Below are 19196 nucleotides of genomic sequence, written 5' to 3'. Positions count from 1 at the left end.
CCCGTGCACCTCCCATACCCACCGGCCGGGCCGGTCAGCCGGAGGCGAGCCGTTCGATCAGTTCGAGGGCGTACGCGTTGTGCCCGGCGACGACCGACCGCGCGGCCTCGGGGTCCCGGCTCATCAGGGCGTCGACCAGCTCCGTGTGCCCGGCCCACAGCCGTCCGCGCAGGTCGGTCATCCGGCGCAGGTGCTGGACCGTGCACGCCCACGTCTGCACCCGCGTCCGGTGCAGGAACTCGGCGAGGTAGGCGTTGCCGTACAGATTGCTCAGCTCGCGCCAGAAGCGCAGGTCGTAGCCGATGAGGACGGTCAGGTCGCCGGCGAGGGCGGCGCGCTGGGCCTCCTCGCCGCGGCGGCGCACCACGGCGAATGCGGCGGCCATGCTCGCCTCCTCGGCCTCCGGGTAGTCCGGGTGCCGTGAGCCGAGGGCCTGGAACATGGCGCCGGTGACCAGGGAGCGGGCCTGGATCAGGTCGCGGAAGTCGTCGACGGAGTACTCGCGGACGCGGAAGCCCCGGTGCTGGTCGGCCTCCAGCAGCCCCTGCGCCGACAGGTCGACCAGCGCCTCGCGCACGGGCGTCGCGGAGACGCCGTACTGGTCGGCGATCTCCTTGACCGTGAACGCCTTCCCCGGCTCCAGCCGCCCGGCCAGCACCTCGTCCCGCAACGCGTCCGCGATCTGCTGCCGCAGGGTGCTACGGGTGACAGCGCCGTTGCCGCCGGTGCCGGGCATGGTCGGGGGACTCCTCTACGCGTATACGACGTGCTCGTACATGTCTACGAGCACGCCACCATACGCGGTCGTATGCCCCCTTGTACTTACGCCGTATGCCCCCCGGTGCTCACTGCGTGTACGCGTCGGCGACCGACAGGGCCGCGTCCAGCGCCGCGAGGCCCTCCTTCAGCTCCGCCTCGCTCGCGTTGCAGGGCGGCACGAAGTGGGTGCGGTTCATGTGGACGAAGGGCCAGACGCCGTGCGCCTTGGCCGCCGCCGCGAACGCGGCCATCGGGGCGTTCGCCTCTCCGGCCGCGTTGTACGGCACCAGCGGCTCGCGGGTGACGCGGTCGCGCACCAGCTCCAGCGCCCAGAACATGCCGACGCCCCGCACCTCGCCCACGCTCGGGTGGCGCGCGGCCAGCTCCCGCAGCCCCGGTCCGACGACGGACGCGCCGAGCCGGGCGGCGTTCTCCACGACGCCCTCCTCGGCCATCACGTTGATCGTGGCGACGGCCGCGGCGCAGGCCAGCGGGTGCCCGGAGTAGGTGAGCCCGCCGGGATACGGCCGCCGGGCGAAGGTCTTCGCGATCTCCTCGGAGACGGCCACGCCGCCCAGCGGGACATAGCCGGAGTTGACGCCCTTGGCGAAGGTCATCAGGTCCGGCACGACCCCGAACAGGTCCGCCGCGAACCACTCGCCGGTCCGCCCGAACCCGGCCATCACCTCGTCCAGCACGAACACGATCCCGTACTTGTCGCAGATCTCCCGCACCCCGGCCAGATAACCGGCCGGCGGCACCATGATCCCCGCCGTCCCCGGCACCGTCTCCAGGATGATCGCGGCGATGGTCGCCGGCCCCTCGAAGGCGATCGTGGTCTCCAGGTGCTCCAGCGCCCGGGCGCACTCCTGCTCCTCGGTCTCCGCGTAGAAGCGGGAGCGGTACAGGAACGGCGTCCAGAAGTGCACGACCCCGGCCGAGGCGCCGTCGGAGGCCCAGCGGCGCGGGTCGCCGGTGATGTTCACGGCCTGCTGGGTGCCGCCGTGGTACGAGCGGTACGCCGACAGCACCTTGGGCCGGCCGGTGTGCAGCCGGGCCATCCGCACCGCGTGCTCGACGGCGTCGGCGCCGCCGTTGGTGAAGAAGATCCGGTCCAGGTCGCCCGGGGTGCGCTCGGCGATCAGCCGGGCCGCCTCGGACCGGGCCTCGACCGCGAACGCGGGCGCGAAGGTCGTCATCCGCGCGGCCTGCTCCTGGATCGCGGCGACGACCTTCGGGTGCTGGTAGCCGATGTTGGTGAAGACGAGCCCGCTGGTGAGGTCGAGGTAGCGCCTGCCGTCGTAGTCCCAGAAGTAGGAGCCCTCCGCGCCGGCGACGGCGAGCGGGTCGATGAGCTCCTGGGCGGACCAGGAGTGGAAGACGTGCGCGCGGTCCGCCGCCTTCACGGCGGCACCGGCCTGCGGGTGGACCTCGTGGACCTGGTGGGCCTGCTGGGGCTGGTGGGGCTGAGGGGTCATGCGGGCGAGCGTAGGCGTCGGGGCGGGGGAGGCGGTATCGGCGTCCTGTCTGCGGTGCGGGGGTTTCCGCGACAGGTTGTCGACGGGCAGGCCCGTCCGAGCCCGCCGACCACTGTTGACAGGAAGCTGTCGAAATGACAGTCTTCTGTCATGAGGGCGATGGTCCTCACCCCCAGGAGGAGCCATGAGCAGCAGCGGCCGTATCGACAAGCCCGTCCATCTCGCCGTCTACGACACGCTCGCCGACTGGGAGACCGGCCACGCGACGGCGTCCCTCGCCCGCGCCGGGTACGACGTGCGCACCGTCGGCCCCTCCGGCGACGAGGTCCGCAGCATCGGCGGACTGCGCATCCGTCCCGACCTCGCGCTGGCCGACCTGCGCCCCGGGGACAGCTCCCTGCTGATCCTGCCGGGCGCCGACCTCTGGGAGGCCGGCGACGACCTCGCCCCCTTCGCCCGCGCGGCCCGCGCCTTCCTGGACGCCGGGGTGCCCGTCGCCGCGATCTGCGGCGCCACCGCCGGGCTCGCCCGCGAGGGCCTGCTCGACGACCGCGACCACACCAGCGCCGTCTCCTTCTACCTCGCGGCGACCGGCTACCGGGGCGGCGAGCGGTACGTCGACGCCGACGCGGTCGCCGACCGCGGTCTGATCACCGCCGGGCCGACCGAGCCGGTCGCCTTCGCCCGGGAGATCCTCGGACTGCTGGGGGTGTACGAGGCAGAGGTGCTCGACGCCTGGTACCGGCTGTTCCACGACTCCGACGCCGAGGCGTACGCCGTCCTGGAGGGGGCCGAGGCGCGGTGAGCCGGGAACGACAGGACCTGTTCAGCCGTGGCGCGCTCGGCGTGTTCCGGCTGAACGGGCAGTTCCTCGCCGTCGCCGAGGAGCTGGCGCGGCCGGCCGGGCTGACGGCGGCCTGGTGGCAGGTGCTCGGCGCGGTGCTGCGCGAGCCGCTGCCGGTGGCCGGGATCGCCCGCGTCATGGGCATCACCCGCCAGAGCGTGCAGCGCGTCGCCGACCTGCTGGTCGACCGGGGACTCGCCGAGTACCGGCCCAACCCGGCCCACCGCCGCGCCAAACTCCTCGCACCGACGCAGGAGGGCCTGGCCGCCGTCGCCCGCATCGGCCCCGGCCACGCCGCCTACGCCGACCGCCTCGCCGAGGCGCTGGGCGACGACGGGCTGGCGGAGGCCGTACGGGCGCTGGAGCGGCTGTCGCGGGCGCTGGAGGAGGCGGGGCTTCCGGCGGAGGCCGCCGGGGACGGGGGCTGACGCCGGGGACGGGGCGGGGACGGAGGCGGGGCGGGGGCTGACGCCGGTCGGGCCGGGAACCGCGGACCCGGTCCCGGCCGACTCTTCATCCGGCGGCATTATGGTCGGGCTGTGGGCGGCGGCGCCCACGCACGGGGAGGATGACGCGGCCATGGAGAAGCTCGGGCCTGGGGATCCGCCGCGCATCGGCGCGTACCGGCTGCTGGCACGGCTCGGCGCCGGCGGGATGGGGCACGTCTATCTCGCGCGGTCGGACCGGGGCCGTACCGTCGCGGTGAAGCTCGTACGCCGGGAACTCGCCGCGCGGGAGGAGTTCCGGGCGCGGTTCCGCCAGGAGGTGCAGGCGGCGCGGCAGGTCGGCGGCCACTGGACGGCGCCCGTGCTCGACGCCGACACCGAGGCGCCGGTGCCCTGGGTGGCCACCGGCTACGTCGCCGGGCCCAGCCTGGAGCGGGTCGTCGCGCGGCAGCACGGGGCGCTGCCCGAGCGGTCGGTGCGCATCCTGGCCGCCGGGCTCGCGCACGCCCTGCGGGACATCCACGCCGCCGGCATCGTCCACCGCGACCTGAAGCCGTCCAACGTGCTGGTGACCATCGACGGGCCGCGCGTCATCGACTTCGGCATCGCGCGGGCCATGGAGACCGTGTCCGAGGGCGGCCTCACCCGCACCGGCGCCCTGGTCGGCTCCCCCGGCTTCATGGCGCCGGAACAGGTGCGCGGGGACCGGATCACGCCGGCGTGCGACGTGTTCTGCCTCGGCTCGGTGCTCGCGTACGCCGCCACCGGCGCGATGCCCTTCGGCGACGCCGACAGCGGGGTGCACGCCCTGATGTTCCGCATCGCCCAGGAGGAACCCGACCTCTCCCGGGTCCCCGAGGGCCTCGCCGACCTCGTACGGGACTGTCTGCGCAAGGACCCGGCCGCCCGGCCGACGCTGGAGCGGATCCTGGAGCGCACCGGCGCGGAGGACACCGTCTCCGACGGACGCTCCCGCGACCCCTGGCTGCCCGGCGCGCTGGTGGCCCAGCTCGGCCGGCACGCCGTTCGGCTGCTGGACACGGAGGACCCGCAGACGGCGAGCCTCACCCTGCCCCGCTCCCCGTCGCCGGAGCACGCCTCCCCCTCGCCGGAACACTCTCCCGCCCCCGACGAGACGCCCGCCGCCACGCCCGGCCGCCCGGCCCCGACGGCCGTGCCCCCCGGGCCCGGCGCCACGCCCCCGTCGCACCCCGCCTACGGCTACCCGCACCAGGCGTACGGCCACCCGCAGCAGCCCCAGGGTCCCGCCGGGCCCGGCGGATACGGGCAGCCGGCGCCCTACAACCCCTACAGCACCGCCGCCACGCCGCCCTACGGTCCTCCGCCCTACGGTCCTCCGCCCGAGGAGTCCCGGCGCAGCGGGCGCGGTACGGCCGCGCTGGTCGCCGTCGCGCTGGTCGTCGCCCTCGGCGCGGGCGGCTCGGTGTACGCCCTGCTCAGCGGCGACGGCGACGACGACGTCAAGGCCGGGCCGACCGCCACCGCCACCGCCGACGGCGACCGCGTGACCTCCGGCCCGACCGGCGCCTCGTCGCCGCCGCCCTCGCCGTCCCCGTCGCCCTCCGCGTCACAGGACGGCGCGATACCCGCCGACTACGTGGGCGCCTGGGCCGCGGACACCGGCGCGGACGGGAGCGACACCCGGCGGCTGACGCTGCGGCAGGGCGAGGTCGGCGACACGGTGCTGACCCTCGTCGCCGACGGACCTGCCGAGGGCGGCGGGCGCTACCACTGCGAGTTCGAGGCGGACCTGGCGGCGGACCCGGGCACGGACGGCCCGGTGCGCATCGGCCCTTCCCGGGTGACGGCCGGTGAGGCGCCCACCTGCGCGCCGGGCCCCGCCACCGAGATCACGCTGCTGCCGGACGGCACGCTGGAACGCGTGAACACCGCGACCGGGGAGACGGTCACCTACAACGAGCAGTGAAGTGACGTACGGGGGAGGTGAGTTGAACGACGGGCCAACCTCCCGGACGGGGAGCTGACGGCCTGTTCGGACAGCCGTACGGTTTCCGGCCGTGGGGGAACTTCTCAGGGCCGAGAACGTCGTCGCCGTGGTCACCGCGCTCCTCGGCATCGTCGCGTCGGGCGTGATGCTCTGGTACGAGCACCGGGTGGGACAGCTGCCCGTACCGGGGCGTCGAGTACGCCTACACCTACGGCGACCCGCCCCCCGGCACCCTCGCGCACAGCTTCCTCGCCCACCTCGACGAGAACACCAGCCGGAAGACGATCAGGGACCACGGCCACATCCCCTGCGGCCAGCGCCGGGACCTCTGCCGCTGACCCGAGCCGAGGAGCCCCGCCCCCGCGCCGCCAGACTTCATCCCCGCGCCTCCGGGGGCCGCTGGCGCGGCATGTTCGGCCGGGCCGGACCCGGGGGGACCGGGAAACGGCCCGGCGGCGGACCCGGCTCCGCCCGCGCGCCGGGCGCCATCGCCGACCGGACGCCGAGCGGAGCGGACCGCGCGCCGAACTCCACCATCCAGTCCGCCGTCTCCGCCCGCACCAGCTCCGCCATGTCCTCCGCGAACCGCCGCAGCACCCCCAGGCACCGCTCCGCCGCCTCCCCTGCCGTGCCCTCCGCCGGGCCCAGCACCTCGCGCACGCTCTCCGCCGCCCACTCGAACTGCAACGCCTGCAACCGCCGCTGCGCCGCCTGCGCGGTCGCCATGTCCCGCATCCAGCCCGACGTCACCCCGAAGAACCGGTCCACCGCCACGCAGGACACCGCCAGCAGCAGCGCCGGACACCCCCACGGGGCCGCCCCGCCCAGCACCCCGGTCAGATCCAGCAGCGGCAGCGCCGCCCCGGTCACCGCCCCGGCCGCCGCCCCGCAGCGCAGCGCCCGCGCCCCGCGCCGCTTGCGCACCCGGTCGGCGAGATACCAGGCCGCCGTGTCCAGCGCCCCGCGCTCCACCCAGCGGTACAGCTCGTCCAGCCGCCGGGCCGGATCGCCCCAGTCGCCGAGCGGAAACGCCCGTCCGGCCAGGTCGCCCGGCCGGGGACCGGCCGGGTCCTCGCGCCGCCCCTCGTCCGGCGGTCTCTCGTCCGGCGGTCCCTCGGGCTGCGTCTCCGGCTGACCCACCCGGCACTCCCTACTGATCACTGCTGATCACGGCTGATCCGATGCGCCGGACCCCTTCCTACCGCCCAATGGGTGGCGAAGCTGCGGGTTTCGTCACTTTTCCGCCCGGAAGAGGGCCTTGATCAGGTATAGGACGGCGCATCGCCTCACTCGAAAGAGTGCTGGGGCGACGGCCGCGCGGACCACGTAGGCTCGTGCTGAACAGCCGTACCGAGCGGTGCCAAGGAGCTGATCGTGATTCCCGGTGGTGGCCAGCCGAACATGCAGCAGCTGCTGCAGCAGGCCCAGAAGATGCAGCAGGACCTGGCGAACGCCCAGGAGGAACTGGCGCGGACCGAGGTCGAGGGACAGGCGGGCGGCGGGCTGGTGAAGGCGACCGTCACCGGCGCCGGAGAGCTGCGCGCCCTGGTGATCGACCCGAAGGCGGTGGACCCGGAGGACACCGAGACCCTCGCCGACCTGGTCGTCGCGGCCGTCCAGGCGGCCAACGAGAACGCCCAGACGCTCCAGCAGCAGAAGCTCGGCCCGCTGGCCCAGGGGCTGGGCGGCGGCGGCATTCCCGGACTGCCCTTCTAAGAAGGCCCGCGGGAAACTACCGTACGAACAGAACGTCATACCCCGGAAGGACGGCAGTCCGTTGTACGAAGGCGTGGTCCAGGACCTCATCGACGAGCTGGGGCGGTTGCCCGGCGTCGGTCCCAAGAGCGCGCAGCGGATCGCCTTCCACGTCCTCCAGGCGGAACCCGCCGACGTACGACGCCTCGCCCACGCCCTGATGGAGGTGAAGGCGAAGGTCCGCTTCTGCGCGGTGTGCGGCAACGTCGCGCAGGAGGAGCGGTGCAACATCTGCCGTGACGCCCGCCGCGACCCCTCGGTGATCTGCGTCGTGGAGGAGCCGAAGGACGTCGTGGCCATCGAGCGGACGCGTGAGTTCCGCGGCCGTTACCACGTCCTGGGCGGGGCGATCAGCCCGATCGAGGGCGTCGGACCCGACGATCTGCGGATCAGGGAGCTGCTGGCCCGCCTCGCGGACGGCACCGTCACCGAGCTGATCCTGGCCACGGACCCGAATCTGGAGGGCGAGGCCACAGCGACGTACCTCGCCCGGATGATCAAGCCCATGGGCCTCAAGGTCACCCGCCTGGCCAGCGGCCTCCCGGTGGGTGGCGACCTGGAATACGCGGACGAGGTCACCCTCGGCCGCGCCTTCGAGGGGAGACGACTCCTAGATGTCTGAGATGTCTGACGCCACGCTGCACGTCGCCACGCGCGACCCCGACGACTTCGCGGTCCAGATCGCCGACCAGATCGAGAGCTTCCTGGTCGCCGTCACCGAGGTCGCCCGGGGCGACGAACCGGACTCGGCCGTTCCCTTCCTCCTGCTGGAGGTCTCCCAGCTGCTGCTGGCCGGCGGCCGGCTGGGCGCACACGAGGACATCCTCCCCGACGAGCGCTACGAGCCCGACCTGGGCCCCGAGCCCGACGTGGACGGCCTGCGCGAGAACCTGGCCCGGCTGCTGGAGCCGATCGACGTCTACTCCGAGGTCTTCGACCCCTACGAACCGCGCCGGGCTCCGGTGCCCGCCCGCATCTCGGACGACCTCGCGGACGTCATGACCGACCTGCGCCACGGCATGGCCCACTACCGGGCCGGCCGCACCACGGAGGCGCTGTGGTGGTGGCAGTTCTCCTACTTCTCCAACTGGGGCGGCACCGCCTCCGCGTGCCTGCGCGCCCTGCAGTCGGTGGTCGCGCACGTCCGCCTCAACCAGCCCCTGGAGGAGCTGGACGGCCTGGACACCGACCAGAGCGTCGGCGACGACACCCTGGAGTTCGAGGCCGGCAAGGTGATGGCGGAGGAGATCGGCGGCCCGCTGGGGCTGCGCCCGGCCACATGAGGCGCCGCGCGTACGCGGTGAGACGGCCCGTACGGCCCGCGTCCCTGTGACCCGGCGCACTTTCCGAGTGGTCCGCGCGCGGCCCGGGCATGAGCCCGCCTGGACGGACGTCCGGCGGAAATCTCACCATGCGGTATCACGGAGGGGTTTTTCGGACGCTCGTTAGACTGAGCCGACCGCACCGCATATGCGTACGTGCGGAAAGAGACGGAATGAGCGAGGAGCGCACGTGGGCCTTGTCGTGCAGAAGTACGGAGGCTCCTCCGTAGCCGATGCCGAGGGCATCAAGCGCGTCGCCAAGCGGATCGTGGAAGCCAAGAAGAACGGCCACCAGGTGGTCGCCGTGGTTTCCGCGATGGGCGACACGACGGACGAGCTGATCGATCTCGCCGAGCAGGTTTCCCCGATCCCTGCCGGGCGCGAGCTCGACATGCTGCTGACCGCCGGAGAGCGTATCTCCATGGCGCTGCTGGCCATGGCGATCAAAAACCTGGGCCACTCCGCCCAGTCGTTCACCGGCAGCCAGGCGGGTGTCATCACCGACTCGGTCCACAACAAAGCCCGGATCATCGACGTCACGCCGGGCCGCATCCGCGACTCGCTCGACGAGGGCAACATCGCCATCGTCGCCGGCTTCCAGGGCGTCAGCCAGGACACCAAGGACATCACCACGCTGGGCCGCGGCGGCTCCGACACCACCGCGGTGGCCCTCGCCGCCGCGCTCGACGCCGAGGTCTGCGAGATCTACACCGACGTCGACGGCGTGTTCACCGCCGACCCGCGCGTGGTGAAGAAGGCCCGGAAGATCGACTGGATCTCGTTCGAGGACATGCTGGAGCTGGCCTCGTCCGGGTCGAAAGTGCTGCTCCACCGGTGCGTGGAGTACGCCCGCCGGTACAACATTCCGATCCACGTCCGCTCCTCCTTCAGCGGGCTCCAGGGCACGTGGGTCAGCAGCGAGCCGATCGAGCAAGGGGACAAGCAGGTGGAGCAGGCCATCATCTCCGGTGTCGCGCACGACACCTCCGAGGCCAAGGTCACGGTCGTCGGCGTGCCGGACAAGCCGGGCGAGGCCGCCGCGATCTTCCGCACGATCGCCGACGCCGAGATCAACATCGACATGATCGTGCAGAACGTGTCCGCGGCCTCCACGGGCCTGACGGACATCTCCTTCACGCTGCCGAAGGCCGAGGGCCGCAAGGCGATCGACGCGCTGGAGAAGAACAAGGGCGGCATCGGCTTCGACTCGCTGCGCTACGACGACCAGATCGGCAAGATCTCCCTCGTCGGCGCCGGCATGAAGACCAACCCGGGCGTCACGGCCGACTTCTTCAAGGCGCTGTCGGACGCGAGCGTGAACATCGAGCTGATCTCGACCTCCGAGATCCGCATCTCGGTCGTCACCCGCGCCGACGACGTGCCCGAGGCGGTGCGCGCCGTGCACACCGCCTTCGGACTCGACTCCGACAGCACCGAGGCCGTCGTCTACGGGGGCACCGGCCGCTGATGGCCTACCGGGCCGAGCGTGCCGGCCGCGCCGGCGGTGTCGGCCGTGCGGGTGGTGCGGACCGTGCTGGCGGTGTCGGCGGTGCCGGTCGTGCCGGTCGTGCCGGTGGTGTCGGCGCTGCAGGTCGTGCCGGTGATGCGGACCGTGCCGGTCGTGACGACCGGGCCGAGCGTGCCGGCCGCGCCGGGCTCGCCCGGCCCGCCGAGCACGCCCGTCCCGTCGCCGGCCGTACCGGCAGGCCGACGCTCGCGGTCGTGGGAGCGACCGGGATCGTCGGCACCGTCATGCTCCAGATCCTGTCCCAGCACGCGGACGTCTGGGGCGAGATCCGGCTGATCGCCTCGCCCCGCTCGGCCGGCCGCAAGCTGGCCGTGCGCGGCGAGCAGGTCGAGGTGGTCGCCCTGTCGGGGGACGCCTTCGACGGGGTCGACATCGCCATGTTCGACGTGCCGGACGCGGTCGCCGCCGAGTGGGCGCCGCGCGCCGCGGCCCGGGGCGCGGTCGTCGTGGACGGCTCGCCCGTCTTCCGGGCCGACCCGGAGGTGCCCCTGGTGGTGCCCGAGGTCAACGCGCACAAGGTCCGCGCCCGTCCGCGCGGGATCGTCGCCGGCCCCGACTGCACCACCCTCTCCATGATCGTCGCCCTGGGCGCGCTGCACGCCGGGTTCGGGCTGCGGGAGCTGGTCGTCTCCTCGTACCAGGCGGTGAGCGGGGCCGGACGCGCGGGCGTGGAGACGCTGCGCCGGCAGCTGTCCCTGGTCGCCGGCACCGAGCTGGGGACCGGTCCGGGGGACGTACGGCGGGCGGTGGGGGACGACACCGGGCCCTTCCCGGAGCCGGTCGCGCTCAACGTCGTGCCGTGGGCCGGACAGCCGCGCGAGGACGGCTGGTCCTCGCAGGAGCTGACGCTGCGCGACGAGACCCGCAAGGTCCTCGGGCTGCCGGGGCTCCCGGTGGCGGTGACGTGCGTACGGGTGCCGGTGGTGACCGCGCACTCCCTGACCGTGCACGCCCGATTCGAGGGCGAGGTGACGGTCGGCCGGGCGCGGGAGATCCTCGCGACGGCGCCCGGCGTGGTGCTCTTCGACGATCCGGCGGCGGGGGAGTTCCCGACGCCCGCGGACGTGGTCGGCACCGATCCGACCTGGGTGGGGCGGGTGCGGCGGGCGCTGGACGACCCCACGGCGCTGGAGCTGTTCGTCTGCGGCGACAATCTGCGCAAGGGGTCCGCGCTCAACACCGCGCAGATCGCGGAACTGATCGCCGCCGAGTGGTCCGGCGAAAACATGTTCCGATCATGAGTCGATCGGTTTGTAGGATCTCCGGAAGAGATGTGAGTCGGACGATGATCCGCAGCTCTTGATCCGCGCCCAGCGACGTTCGAAGATTTTCTCCCCGCCCCCGCAACCGCGCGGAAGGCGGGGCGCGTCTTTGCGGTCGCCCTTCCGGGTGTGGTTGCCAGGCGTGGGGACGCCGAGAGCGGGCAAGGGGACGCCCGCTCGTACGGGACATAGGGGAAGAGCGGGATGTATGAGGGCGAATGAGGCACCGTCGGCCGTGCTGCCTGACGAGGCGCGAGCGAACGTGACGTCCGGCACGTACAACCCTCACCCGGTCGGACGTGTCCAACTGGCGTGGCAGACGTACTCGACTTCCCCGTGGCGGCCCGCGGCACGGCCCTCCGGCCGCCCCGGCGCCCGCCGCACCTCCGTGCGTCCGGCGCGCCCGGCGGCATGCCGGTGATCGCGCCCATGCCCGCAGCGCGGCCCGCCCGCATCCCCAGTCCGCGTGACGGCGCCGACAGCGTCGACGGCGTCGTGGCCGCCGGCACCACCGTCGACCACCTCACCGAGACCTACCGCACCCACTACCGCTCCCTGCTGGGCCTCGCCGCCCTGCTGCTGGACGACACCGCTTCCTGTGAGGACGTCGTCCAGGAGGCCTTCATCCGCGTCCACTCCGCGCGCAAACGCGTCCGCGACCCGGAGAAGACCCTGGCCTATCTGCGCCAGACGGTCGTCAACCTCTCCCGCTCCGCGCTGCGCCGCCGCATCCTCGGCCTCAAGCTGCTGTCGAAGCCGATGCCGGACATGGCGAGCGCGGAGGAGGGCGCGTACGACCAGCTGGAGCGCGACTCCCTGATCAAGGCCATGAAGGGCCTCCAGCGCCGCCAGCGCGAGGTGCTGGTGCTGCGCTACTTCGCGGACATGACCGAGGCCCAGGTCGCCGAGACCCTGGGCATCTCGCTGGGTTCGGTGAAGGCGTACGGCTCGCGCGGCATCGCGGCCCTGCGCGTCGCCATGGGGGCGCCGGCATGACCGACGACGACAAGGGGCGGCGGCACCCGCACGCGCCGCACGAGCCGTACGAGTGGCGCGAGCCGACGCGCGACGGCGAGCCCCGTGCGGGGGACGACCCGGCCGGTCCCGTCCCCGCGGGGGGCGGCCCGGCCCGTCCGGTCGGTGCGGACGACTCCGGTACATTGCGGGAGCCGACCGAGGCGCAAGAGGAACAGCCGAACCATTCGCACGCTGGGAACGGAACTGTGAACCACGGCCCCGACGACCAGGGCCCCGACGGTCAGGGACCCGCCGGGCTCGACTCGGACGAGCTGGCACTGCGCAGGCTGCTGCACCAGGCGGTGCGGGACATCGAGCCTCGCGACGGCACGCTGGACCATCTGCGCCGGGCGGTTCCCGCCCGGAAGGCACGCAAGCGGCAGGCCGCCGTCGGCATGGTCGCCGCGGCGCTGTTCGTCTGCACCGCCGTACCGGCCGCCGTGCAGATCTCCCACTCCTCCGGCTCCGACGCCAACCCCTCGATCGCCGGCCACGGCTCCCAGGCGCAGGGCGGCTCGGGCGACGGCCTCAGCACCGAGGGCGCGCAGCAGACCTCGGGCGGGTCCGGCGAGCAGAAGGACCACGGCGAGGCCGACGGCGGGAGGACCGAGGGCGCGGACGGCGAGAGCGGACGGCCCGTGGACGAGGCGGAGAAGGCCGCCGACGCGTACCCCTCGGCGACCGCGGCCATGACCGCCCCCGTCTGCACGGCCGACCAGCTCGGCTCGGCCACCGCCACCACGGAGGTCCCCGATTCCGCGGGCTCCGTCTACGGCACCTTCCGCATCACCAACGTCTCCGAGGCGGGCTGCACGGTCGGCGGCGCCGGCACGGTCAGCCCGCTCGCCCAGGGCGCGGCCGACCCGACCCGGATCAGCGTGCTCGCCCACACCTCGGGCGACGCGGCGGCCGCACTGCCCGACCCGTCCACCGAGGTTCCCCAGCTGGTCCTCCAGCCGGGCTCCTCCTACGAGGTCAGGTTCGCCTGGGTGCCCTCACAGACCTGCCCCACGGACTCCGGCGAGACCGACGGCGGCGACACGGGCGGCCCCTCGCCCGCCCCGTCGCCCACGCAGAACCCCGGCACCACCACGGACGGCAGCTCCACCGGCGGCGACACCGGGGTGGCCCCGCAGCTGTTCGGGGCGGACGGCACCCAGGACGGCAGCGTCGTCGTCTCCTACACGGCGGAGGCGGGTTCCCCGACGGTCTCGGCGACGGTGACGAACGCCTGCGCGGGGACGGTGTACCGGACCGGGGTGCTGGCGGGCGTTTAGGCCCGGAGGGCCCGGAGGAACCGAGGGCTTGGTGGACCCGGAGGGCCTGGTGGAGCGTTGGAGGGCCGGGGGCTAGGCCTGGACGTCGCTGGGGGCCGGCGTCCGCCGGTCCTCCTGCGGTTCGTGCGACCCCCGGGAGTCCGGCGCTTCCGGGGTTTCCGGGGTTTCCGGGGTTTCCCGGGGATCCTGGGCCTCCTGGGGGAGCAGCCCCATCTCCGCGTCCCGGACGAACTCCGCCTCGCGGCGGAACAGCCGGAACCACATGAAGACGACGAAGCCCGCGAACACGAACCACTCGCCGGTGTAGCCGAGGTTCTGGAACGCCTTGAGGTCGAGGCCCGTGTCGGGCGCCGCGCTCACCGGCACGGCCCGCATCCCCGAGTCGCCCTGGTTGAGGGTGACCCAGGCGTCGTGGACGTCGTAGGGGACGAGGTTCACCAGCGACGCCGCGCTGATCGCGCCGGTCTGCCCGGCCGGCAGACCGCTCTTGGCGGGCACGCCGTTCTCGCCGGGCAGCTCCGAGGCCTGGAGCGCGCCGGTGACGGTGACCTTCCCGGCGGGCGGCGCGGGGGCCTTCGCGCGGTCGGCGGCGCCGGGCAGCCAGCCGCGGACGACGGGGAGGGCCTTGCCGTCGCCGGTGCGCAGCAGGGTCAGGACGTAGAAGCCGCGCTCGCCGTCCAGCTCGCGGTCGGGGACGAGGAGCTGCTCGCCGTAGCGGCCGGTGGCGGTGGTCTGGTCGCCGGAGGTCTTCTTGTCCACGGGCAGCAGCTCGGCGAGCGGCCGGGCGGCCTGTTCCCGGTCGGTGGCGGCCTGCTCGCGGGCGCTCTCGTGGTCGGCGACCCGGTCCTCGAACCGGCTCAGCTGCCAGGACCCCATGAAGACGCAGAAGGGGATGGCGAGGAGCACGAAGACGTTGATCCCCCACCAGCGGGGCGTCAGCAGAAACCGGTACACGCCCTCAACGGTACGGGTCCGGCTGTGGACGGCCGGTCGCGGGGGTGGGGGCGCGGTGGAAGAGCGAGGGAGTTTTCCACAGGCTGGGGAGCGGGCCAGCGGACTGTCGGTGCGGGCAGGCAGTATGGGGCCATGACTGAGAGCAACGGGTCCGCCTCGCGGAACGATCAGATGCCGGACTGGGAGAAGCGGTTCAGGGCGCCGCGGGTGTCGCTGCCCGACTGGGCGTGGGACGCCCCGGACCGCTCCCTGTTCGTCTCGAACGCGACGGGGACGTACGAGTTGTACGCCTGGGACCGCGCGACCGGTGAGCAGCGCCAGGTCACGAACCGGCCGAACGGCACGACGGACGGTGTGCTCTCCCCGGACGGCGCCTGGATCTGGTGGTTCGACGACAAGGACGGCGACGAGTTCGGCATCTGGCGCCGGCAGCCCTTCACCGGCGGCGCGGACGAGCCGGCCGTGCCCGGCCTCGAGCCCTCCTACCCGGCGGGCCTCGCGCTCGGCCGGGACGGGCGGACGGCGGTCGTCGGCCGCTCCACCGACGAGGACGGCACGACGATCCACCTCGCGCGCCTCGGCGAGGGCGAGCCGGTGGAGATCTACCGGCACCGCGAGTCGGCGGGCGTCGGCGACCTGTCCCACGACGGTTCACTGATCGCCGTCGAGCACACCGAGCACGGCGACGCCATGCACTCGGCGCTGCGGGTGCTGCGCCCCGACGGCACGACGGTCGCCGAGCTGGACGACACCAAGGACGGGACGCTGGAGCTGGGCCTGGAGGTGCTCGGTTTCGCGCCGGTCGACGGCGACACGCGGCTGCTCATCGGGCATCAGCGGCGGGGCCGCTGGGAGCCGCTGGTGTGGAACGTGGCCTCGGGCGAGGAGACGGACCTGGCGCTGGAGCTGCCGGGCGACGTCAGCGCCGAGTGGTACCCGGACGGCTCGGCGCTGCTGATCGTCCACAGTCACGAGGCGCGCAGTGAGCTGTTCCGGTTCGACCTGGCCACGCGGGAGCTGGGCCGCATCACGACCCCGCAGGGCACGGTGTCCGGGGCGACGGCCCGCCCGGACGGCACCGTGGAGTACCTGTGGTCGTCGGCCGCGCAGCCGTCCGCGGTGCGCTCGACGGCGGGCGGGGTGGTGCTCGACCCGCCCGGCATGAAGTCGCCGGGGTCGGTGCCGGTGGAGGACGTGTGGGTGGAGGGCCCCGGCGGCCGGATCCACGCGCTGGTGCAGAAGCCGGCGGGGGCGACCGGCCCGCTGCCCACGGTGTTCGACATCCACGGCGGCCCGACCTGGCACGACAGCGACTCCTTCGCCGCCGGCCCGGCTGCCTGGGTGGACCACGGGTACGCGGTCGTCCGCGTCAACTACCGCGGCTCCACCGGCTACGGCCGCGCCTGGACGGACGCCCTCAAGCACCGGGTGGGCCTGATCGAGCTGGAGGACATCGCGGCGGTCCGGGAGTGGGCGGTCGCCTCCGGCCTCGCCGACCCGGCCCGCCTGATCCTCTCGGGCGGCTCCTGGGGCGGCTACCTCACCCTGCTCGGCCTGGGCGTCCAGCCCGAGGCATGGACGCTCGGCATCGCGGCGGTCCCGGTGGCCGACTACGTCACCGCGTACCACGACGAGATGGAGGCCCTGAAGGCCCTCGACCGCACCCTCCTCGGCGGCACCCCCGAGGAGGTGCCGGAGCGCTTCGAGGCGTCGTCCCCGCTGACGTACGTCGACCGGGTCAAGGCGCCGGTGTACATCTCGGCCGGCGTGAACGACCCGCGTTGCCCCATCCGCCAGATCGAGAACTACGTCAAGCGCCTGGAGGCGAGAGGCGCGGTCCACGAGGTGTACCGCTACGACGCGGGCCACGGCTCCCTGGTGGTGGACGAACGCATCAAGCAGGTCCGCCTGGAGCTGGACTTCGCGGAACGGCACCTGAAGGGACTGGCGGTCTGAGGGCAGCCCGTGCCGGGGCCCGGCGGGGGAGCGGCCCGGACTCAGGCCGAGCCTGCTGAGCCTCCTGGGGACGCCGGGACGAGGGTGCCGGGGGTGCGGGACCACGGGTGCGGGCACGCCGGGGCGCGGAACACCGCCGCCGGCATCCCGCGCCCGGCATCCCGCGCCCGGCATCCCGCGCCCGGCATCCCGCGCCCGGCATCCCGCGCCCGGCATCCCGCGCCCGGCATCCCGCGCCCGGCGTTCGTCAGCGGCGGTGACGCCGGTGGTCGGGAGGTGACGCTGCCGGTCCGGCGGCGATCGCCGGCTGGTCCAGCGGGCGGTGACGCCGGTGGTCCGGCGGCTGCGCCCTGGCCGGTGGCTGCGGCCCCGCCGGGTGGCTGGGTTCCGGCCGGTGGGTGGGTTCCGGCCGGGTGGCTGGGTTCCGGCCGGTGGGTGGGTTCCCGCCGGGTGGCTGCGCTCCGGCCGGTGGCTGCGCTCCCGCCGGGTGGCTGTGCCCCGGCCGGTGGCTGCGCTCCCGCCGGGTGGCTACGCCCCCGCCCGCTCGCTTCGCCTGCGGCCCAGCAGTTCCGCCAGGCCCTGCCTGGTCGCCGCCAGGACCACGCGGTCGCCCGGCTTGAGGACGTGGTCGGGGCCCAGGGCCCAGACCGGGGCCGAGCCGGGGGACGTGAGGTCCGGGGCGTCCGGCCGGTGGGCCGCGTCCAGGGCGAGGACGCGCCACGCGCCGGGCTTGAACGCCTCGGCGACGGTCCTGCCCTCCAGTTGGTGCTGGCCCCGGACCTCGAGGGCGACGACGAGGAGGACCCGCCGCTCGACGGGGATCGCGCCGAGGACGTGCCGCCCGTACATCGCCCCGGCGAACGCGGGCGCCGCGAGGTGGGTCACGCTGCGGCTGCGGGTAAGCGCGCCGGGGTGCGCCGCGCGCAGGGTGCGGTAGACGGCGGTGGCGAAGTCGTCGTCGTACAGCCGCAGCACGACCCGCAGGTCGGGCCGCAGCGCGCGGGCGTAGAGGACGGCCTCCAGGTTGGTGGTGTCGGCGCTGGTGAGGGCGAGCAGCGCGTTCGCCCGGTGGATCTTGGCGGATTCCAGGACGCCCTCCTGGGTGACGTCCCCGAGCACCACCGGGACCCGTAAGCGCCGCGCCGTCGCGAGGCCGCGGGCCTCGGGGTCGGACTCGACGCACACCACGGGGATCTGCAGCTCCCGCAGCCGGGTCAGCACCCGGGTGCCGATCTTCCCCAGCCCGAGCAGCACGACGTGCCCGCTCAGCCCGCGCGGCGGCTTGCGCAGGGCGGACGCGGTGCGGAAGGTGCCGAGCGCCTCCAGCACGGCGGCCAGCAGCACGGGCATGAGCAGCAATCCGAGGAGCCCGGTGAGGAGTTGGAGGATCTGCCGCGCGGTGGCCTCCTGTGTGGCGGCCTCGTTGATGGCGAAGAGGTCGAGGAGGGTGAGGTAGGTGGCGCGCAGCGGATGGTCCCCGGTGACCACGGTCAGCGCGACGGACAGCGCGACCACGCACGCCACCAGCCCGGCCAGCGTCCACCGCAGCCGCCGCGAGAAGAGCGAGGCCAGCGGCGGCACCCCGGCGCGCTGGGCGGGCACGGCGGGCCCGGCGTACGACACCTGCTCCAGGACGACGGTCCCGCGCCCGGTGGCGGCCTGCACGGTGGCCGCGTCCGGCAGCAGCTGCGGCCCCTGCGCCCCGCTGCTCTCCGAGCCGTCGGCCCCGGCCGGGTCGTTGCTGGTGGCGGAGAGCAGGGCCAGTGTGACGAGCCCCGGCTCGGCCACCAGCCCGGGCTCCGGGGGCTGCCGTTCCACCGCGCGCAGTATCAGCCCCTGCGTCTGGACGACCTTGCTGGTCCCGGCGAGCGCGGTGGCGGCCAGCGCCGGCGCGGCGGTGTCGGCGTCGGACAGGACGGTGGTGGAGGCGTCGAGCCCGGACGCGGCGGGCGTGCCGTCCGGCCCGGCGACGGCCAGCAGGGAGGCCTGGTCGAGGAGTTCCTCTATGTGCTGGCCCAGCCGGCGGTTGTACAGCCGCAGGACCAGCCGCAGCCGGGGGTTGAGCCGGCGGGCGGTGAGGGCGGCGCGGATGTTGGTCTCGTCGTCGTCGTACACGAGCGCCAGCGCGGCCGCCCGCTCCACACCGGCGTCGGCCAGCACGGACTCGGTCGGCTCGGCGGCCTCGACCACCCGTACGTTCCCCGCGCCCTCCCCGTCCCCGCGGGCGGCGCCGCCGTTGCCGCCGCCCCGCCCCGCGGCGCCCACGACCCGCACCCGGTCCAGGAACGCCGCCGACGCGGCCCGGGCCCGCCCCACCACCGGCTGCCGCACCCGCCGCCCGGACGGCGGCACGACCAGCGTCACCTGCTCCTCGTACACCCCGCGCAACTCGCCCGCGAGCCGGTGCGCGAGCCCGTCGTCCCCGCACACCACCATGTGCGCGGGCGCCCCGCCCGGCAGACCCTGATACGTCACGCTCCCCATGAGGGAGAACACTGCACCGGCGGGGCGGTTGGTTCCACGGCGACGACGGGCCGACGACCGCCCACGAAGGACCGAAGACCGCCGCCGACGACCCGACGACGGCCGAAGTGTGACGTTTGAGGCTGACGTTGCGCTGGGTACAGAG

The 19196-nt window shown here is 74.1% G+C and carries 17 protein-coding genes; 11 read left to right on the top strand and 6 right to left on the bottom strand.

From position 1 onward, the window contains the following. Positions 1-34 precede the first annotated feature (34 nt). Positions 35-736 carry a GntR family transcriptional regulator gene (locus tag ACZ6KF_RS29875; RefSeq protein ID WP_356630505.1) on the bottom strand — a complete coding sequence of 234 codons (702 nt, stop codon included), beginning with the start codon at positions 734-736 and terminating at the stop codon, positions 35-37. Between the two features lie 109 nt (positions 737-845). Then, a complete protein-coding gene (locus ACZ6KF_RS29870; protein ID WP_469241241.1) occupies positions 846-2237 on the bottom strand; it encodes an aminotransferase class III-fold pyridoxal phosphate-dependent enzyme in 1392 nt (463 codons plus the stop codon). A 184-nt stretch (positions 2238-2421) separates the two neighbouring features. Between ACZ6KF_RS29870 and ACZ6KF_RS29865 the strand changes: the two genes are divergently transcribed. The 3 genes from ACZ6KF_RS29865 (at position 2422) to ACZ6KF_RS29855 (ending at position 5475) form a co-directional block, all read left to right on the top strand. Further along, complete coding sequence (locus ACZ6KF_RS29865) at positions 2422-3042, top strand: DJ-1/PfpI family protein (RefSeq protein ID WP_356630509.1); 621 nt, start codon at positions 2422-2424, stop codon at positions 3040-3042. Further along, positions 3039-3509: a MarR family winged helix-turn-helix transcriptional regulator gene (locus ACZ6KF_RS29860; RefSeq protein WP_356630511.1), complete on the top strand. Its 471-nt coding sequence runs from the start codon at positions 3039-3041 to the stop codon at positions 3507-3509. Before ACZ6KF_RS29865 ends, ACZ6KF_RS29860 begins: the two co-directional genes overlap by 4 nt. Positions 3510-3660: 151 nt before the next feature. Beyond that, positions 3661-5475, top strand: coding sequence for a serine/threonine-protein kinase (locus tag ACZ6KF_RS29855; RefSeq protein WP_469159482.1), 1815 nt, complete (start codon positions 3661-3663; stop codon positions 5473-5475). A gap of 396 nt (positions 5476-5871) precedes the next feature. On the opposite strand, the gene ACZ6KF_RS29850 is transcribed toward ACZ6KF_RS29855, so the two are convergent. Then, positions 5872-6636, bottom strand: a complete 765-nt coding sequence (locus tag ACZ6KF_RS29850) for an SLATT domain-containing protein (protein WP_469241239.1) — start codon at positions 6634-6636, stop codon at positions 5872-5874. Positions 6637-6870: 234 nt separating this feature from the next. Between ACZ6KF_RS29850 and ACZ6KF_RS29845 the strand changes: the two genes are divergently transcribed. From ACZ6KF_RS29845 to ACZ6KF_RS29830, 4 genes are all read left to right on the top strand, one after another. Further along, positions 6871-7212, top strand: coding sequence for a YbaB/EbfC family nucleoid-associated protein (locus tag ACZ6KF_RS29845; protein ID WP_356630517.1), 342 nt, complete (start codon positions 6871-6873; stop codon positions 7210-7212). A gap of 61 nt (positions 7213-7273) precedes the next feature. Then, positions 7274-7873 (top strand): recombination mediator RecR, encoded by a 600-nt coding sequence (gene recR / locus ACZ6KF_RS29840; RefSeq protein WP_356630519.1) that lies wholly within the window; start codon positions 7274-7276, stop codon positions 7871-7873. A gap of 1 nt (position 7874) precedes the next feature. Continuing rightward, positions 7875-8534, top strand: a complete 660-nt coding sequence (locus tag ACZ6KF_RS29835) for a DUF5063 domain-containing protein (RefSeq protein ID WP_356630711.1) — start codon at positions 7875-7877, stop codon at positions 8532-8534. Between the two features lie 229 nt (positions 8535-8763). After that, positions 8764-10041 (top strand): aspartate kinase, encoded by a 1278-nt coding sequence (locus tag ACZ6KF_RS29830; protein WP_469159483.1) that lies wholly within the window; start codon positions 8764-8766, stop codon positions 10039-10041. On the opposite strand, the gene ACZ6KF_RS29825 is transcribed toward ACZ6KF_RS29830, so the two are convergent. Beyond that, the gene (locus tag ACZ6KF_RS29825) at positions 10020-10250 is read right to left on the bottom strand and encodes a hypothetical protein (RefSeq protein WP_469177702.1); all 231 of its coding nucleotides are present in this window, start codon (positions 10248-10250) and stop codon (positions 10020-10022) included. The two genes, ACZ6KF_RS29830 and ACZ6KF_RS29825, sit on opposite strands and share 22 nt — an antisense overlap. 75 nt (positions 10251-10325) lie before the next feature. Between ACZ6KF_RS29825 and ACZ6KF_RS29820 the strand changes: the two genes are divergently transcribed. The 3 genes from ACZ6KF_RS29820 (at position 10326) to ACZ6KF_RS29810 (ending at position 13657) form a co-directional block, all read left to right on the top strand. After that, positions 10326-11342 (top strand): aspartate-semialdehyde dehydrogenase, encoded by a 1017-nt coding sequence (locus ACZ6KF_RS29820; RefSeq protein ID WP_469241270.1) that lies wholly within the window; start codon positions 10326-10328, stop codon positions 11340-11342. A gap of 333 nt (positions 11343-11675) precedes the next feature. After that, positions 11676-12359, top strand: coding sequence for a SigE family RNA polymerase sigma factor (locus tag ACZ6KF_RS29815; protein WP_356630527.1), 684 nt, complete (start codon positions 11676-11678; stop codon positions 12357-12359). Continuing rightward, positions 12356-13657: a hypothetical protein gene (locus ACZ6KF_RS29810; protein ID WP_356630529.1), complete on the top strand. Its 1302-nt coding sequence runs from the start codon at positions 12356-12358 to the stop codon at positions 13655-13657. The genes ACZ6KF_RS29815 and ACZ6KF_RS29810 overlap by 4 nt, the downstream gene beginning before the upstream one ends. Positions 13658-13729: 72 nt before the next feature. On the opposite strand, the gene ACZ6KF_RS29805 is transcribed toward ACZ6KF_RS29810, so the two are convergent. Continuing rightward, positions 13730-14611 (bottom strand): SURF1 family protein, encoded by an 882-nt coding sequence (locus ACZ6KF_RS29805; RefSeq protein WP_469241236.1) that lies wholly within the window; start codon positions 14609-14611, stop codon positions 13730-13732. A gap of 132 nt (positions 14612-14743) precedes the next feature. Here ACZ6KF_RS29805 and ACZ6KF_RS29800 point away from each other — a divergent pair, with 132 nt between their 5' ends. Beyond that, positions 14744-16567 carry a S9 family peptidase gene (locus tag ACZ6KF_RS29800; protein ID WP_356630533.1) on the top strand — a complete coding sequence of 608 codons (1824 nt, stop codon included), beginning with the start codon at positions 14744-14746 and terminating at the stop codon, positions 16565-16567. A gap of 528 nt (positions 16568-17095) precedes the next feature. Here the strand turns inward: ACZ6KF_RS29800 and ACZ6KF_RS29795 are convergent. Beyond that, positions 17096-19003 carry an NAD-binding protein gene (locus ACZ6KF_RS29795; RefSeq protein ID WP_356630713.1) on the bottom strand — a complete coding sequence of 636 codons (1908 nt, stop codon included), beginning with the start codon at positions 19001-19003 and terminating at the stop codon, positions 17096-17098. Positions 19004-19196: the final 193 nt, after the last annotated feature.

This window comes from Streptomyces sp. NPDC046379 (assembly GCF_055587785.1).
This window is presented reverse-complemented; position numbering and strand designations above follow the sequence as displayed.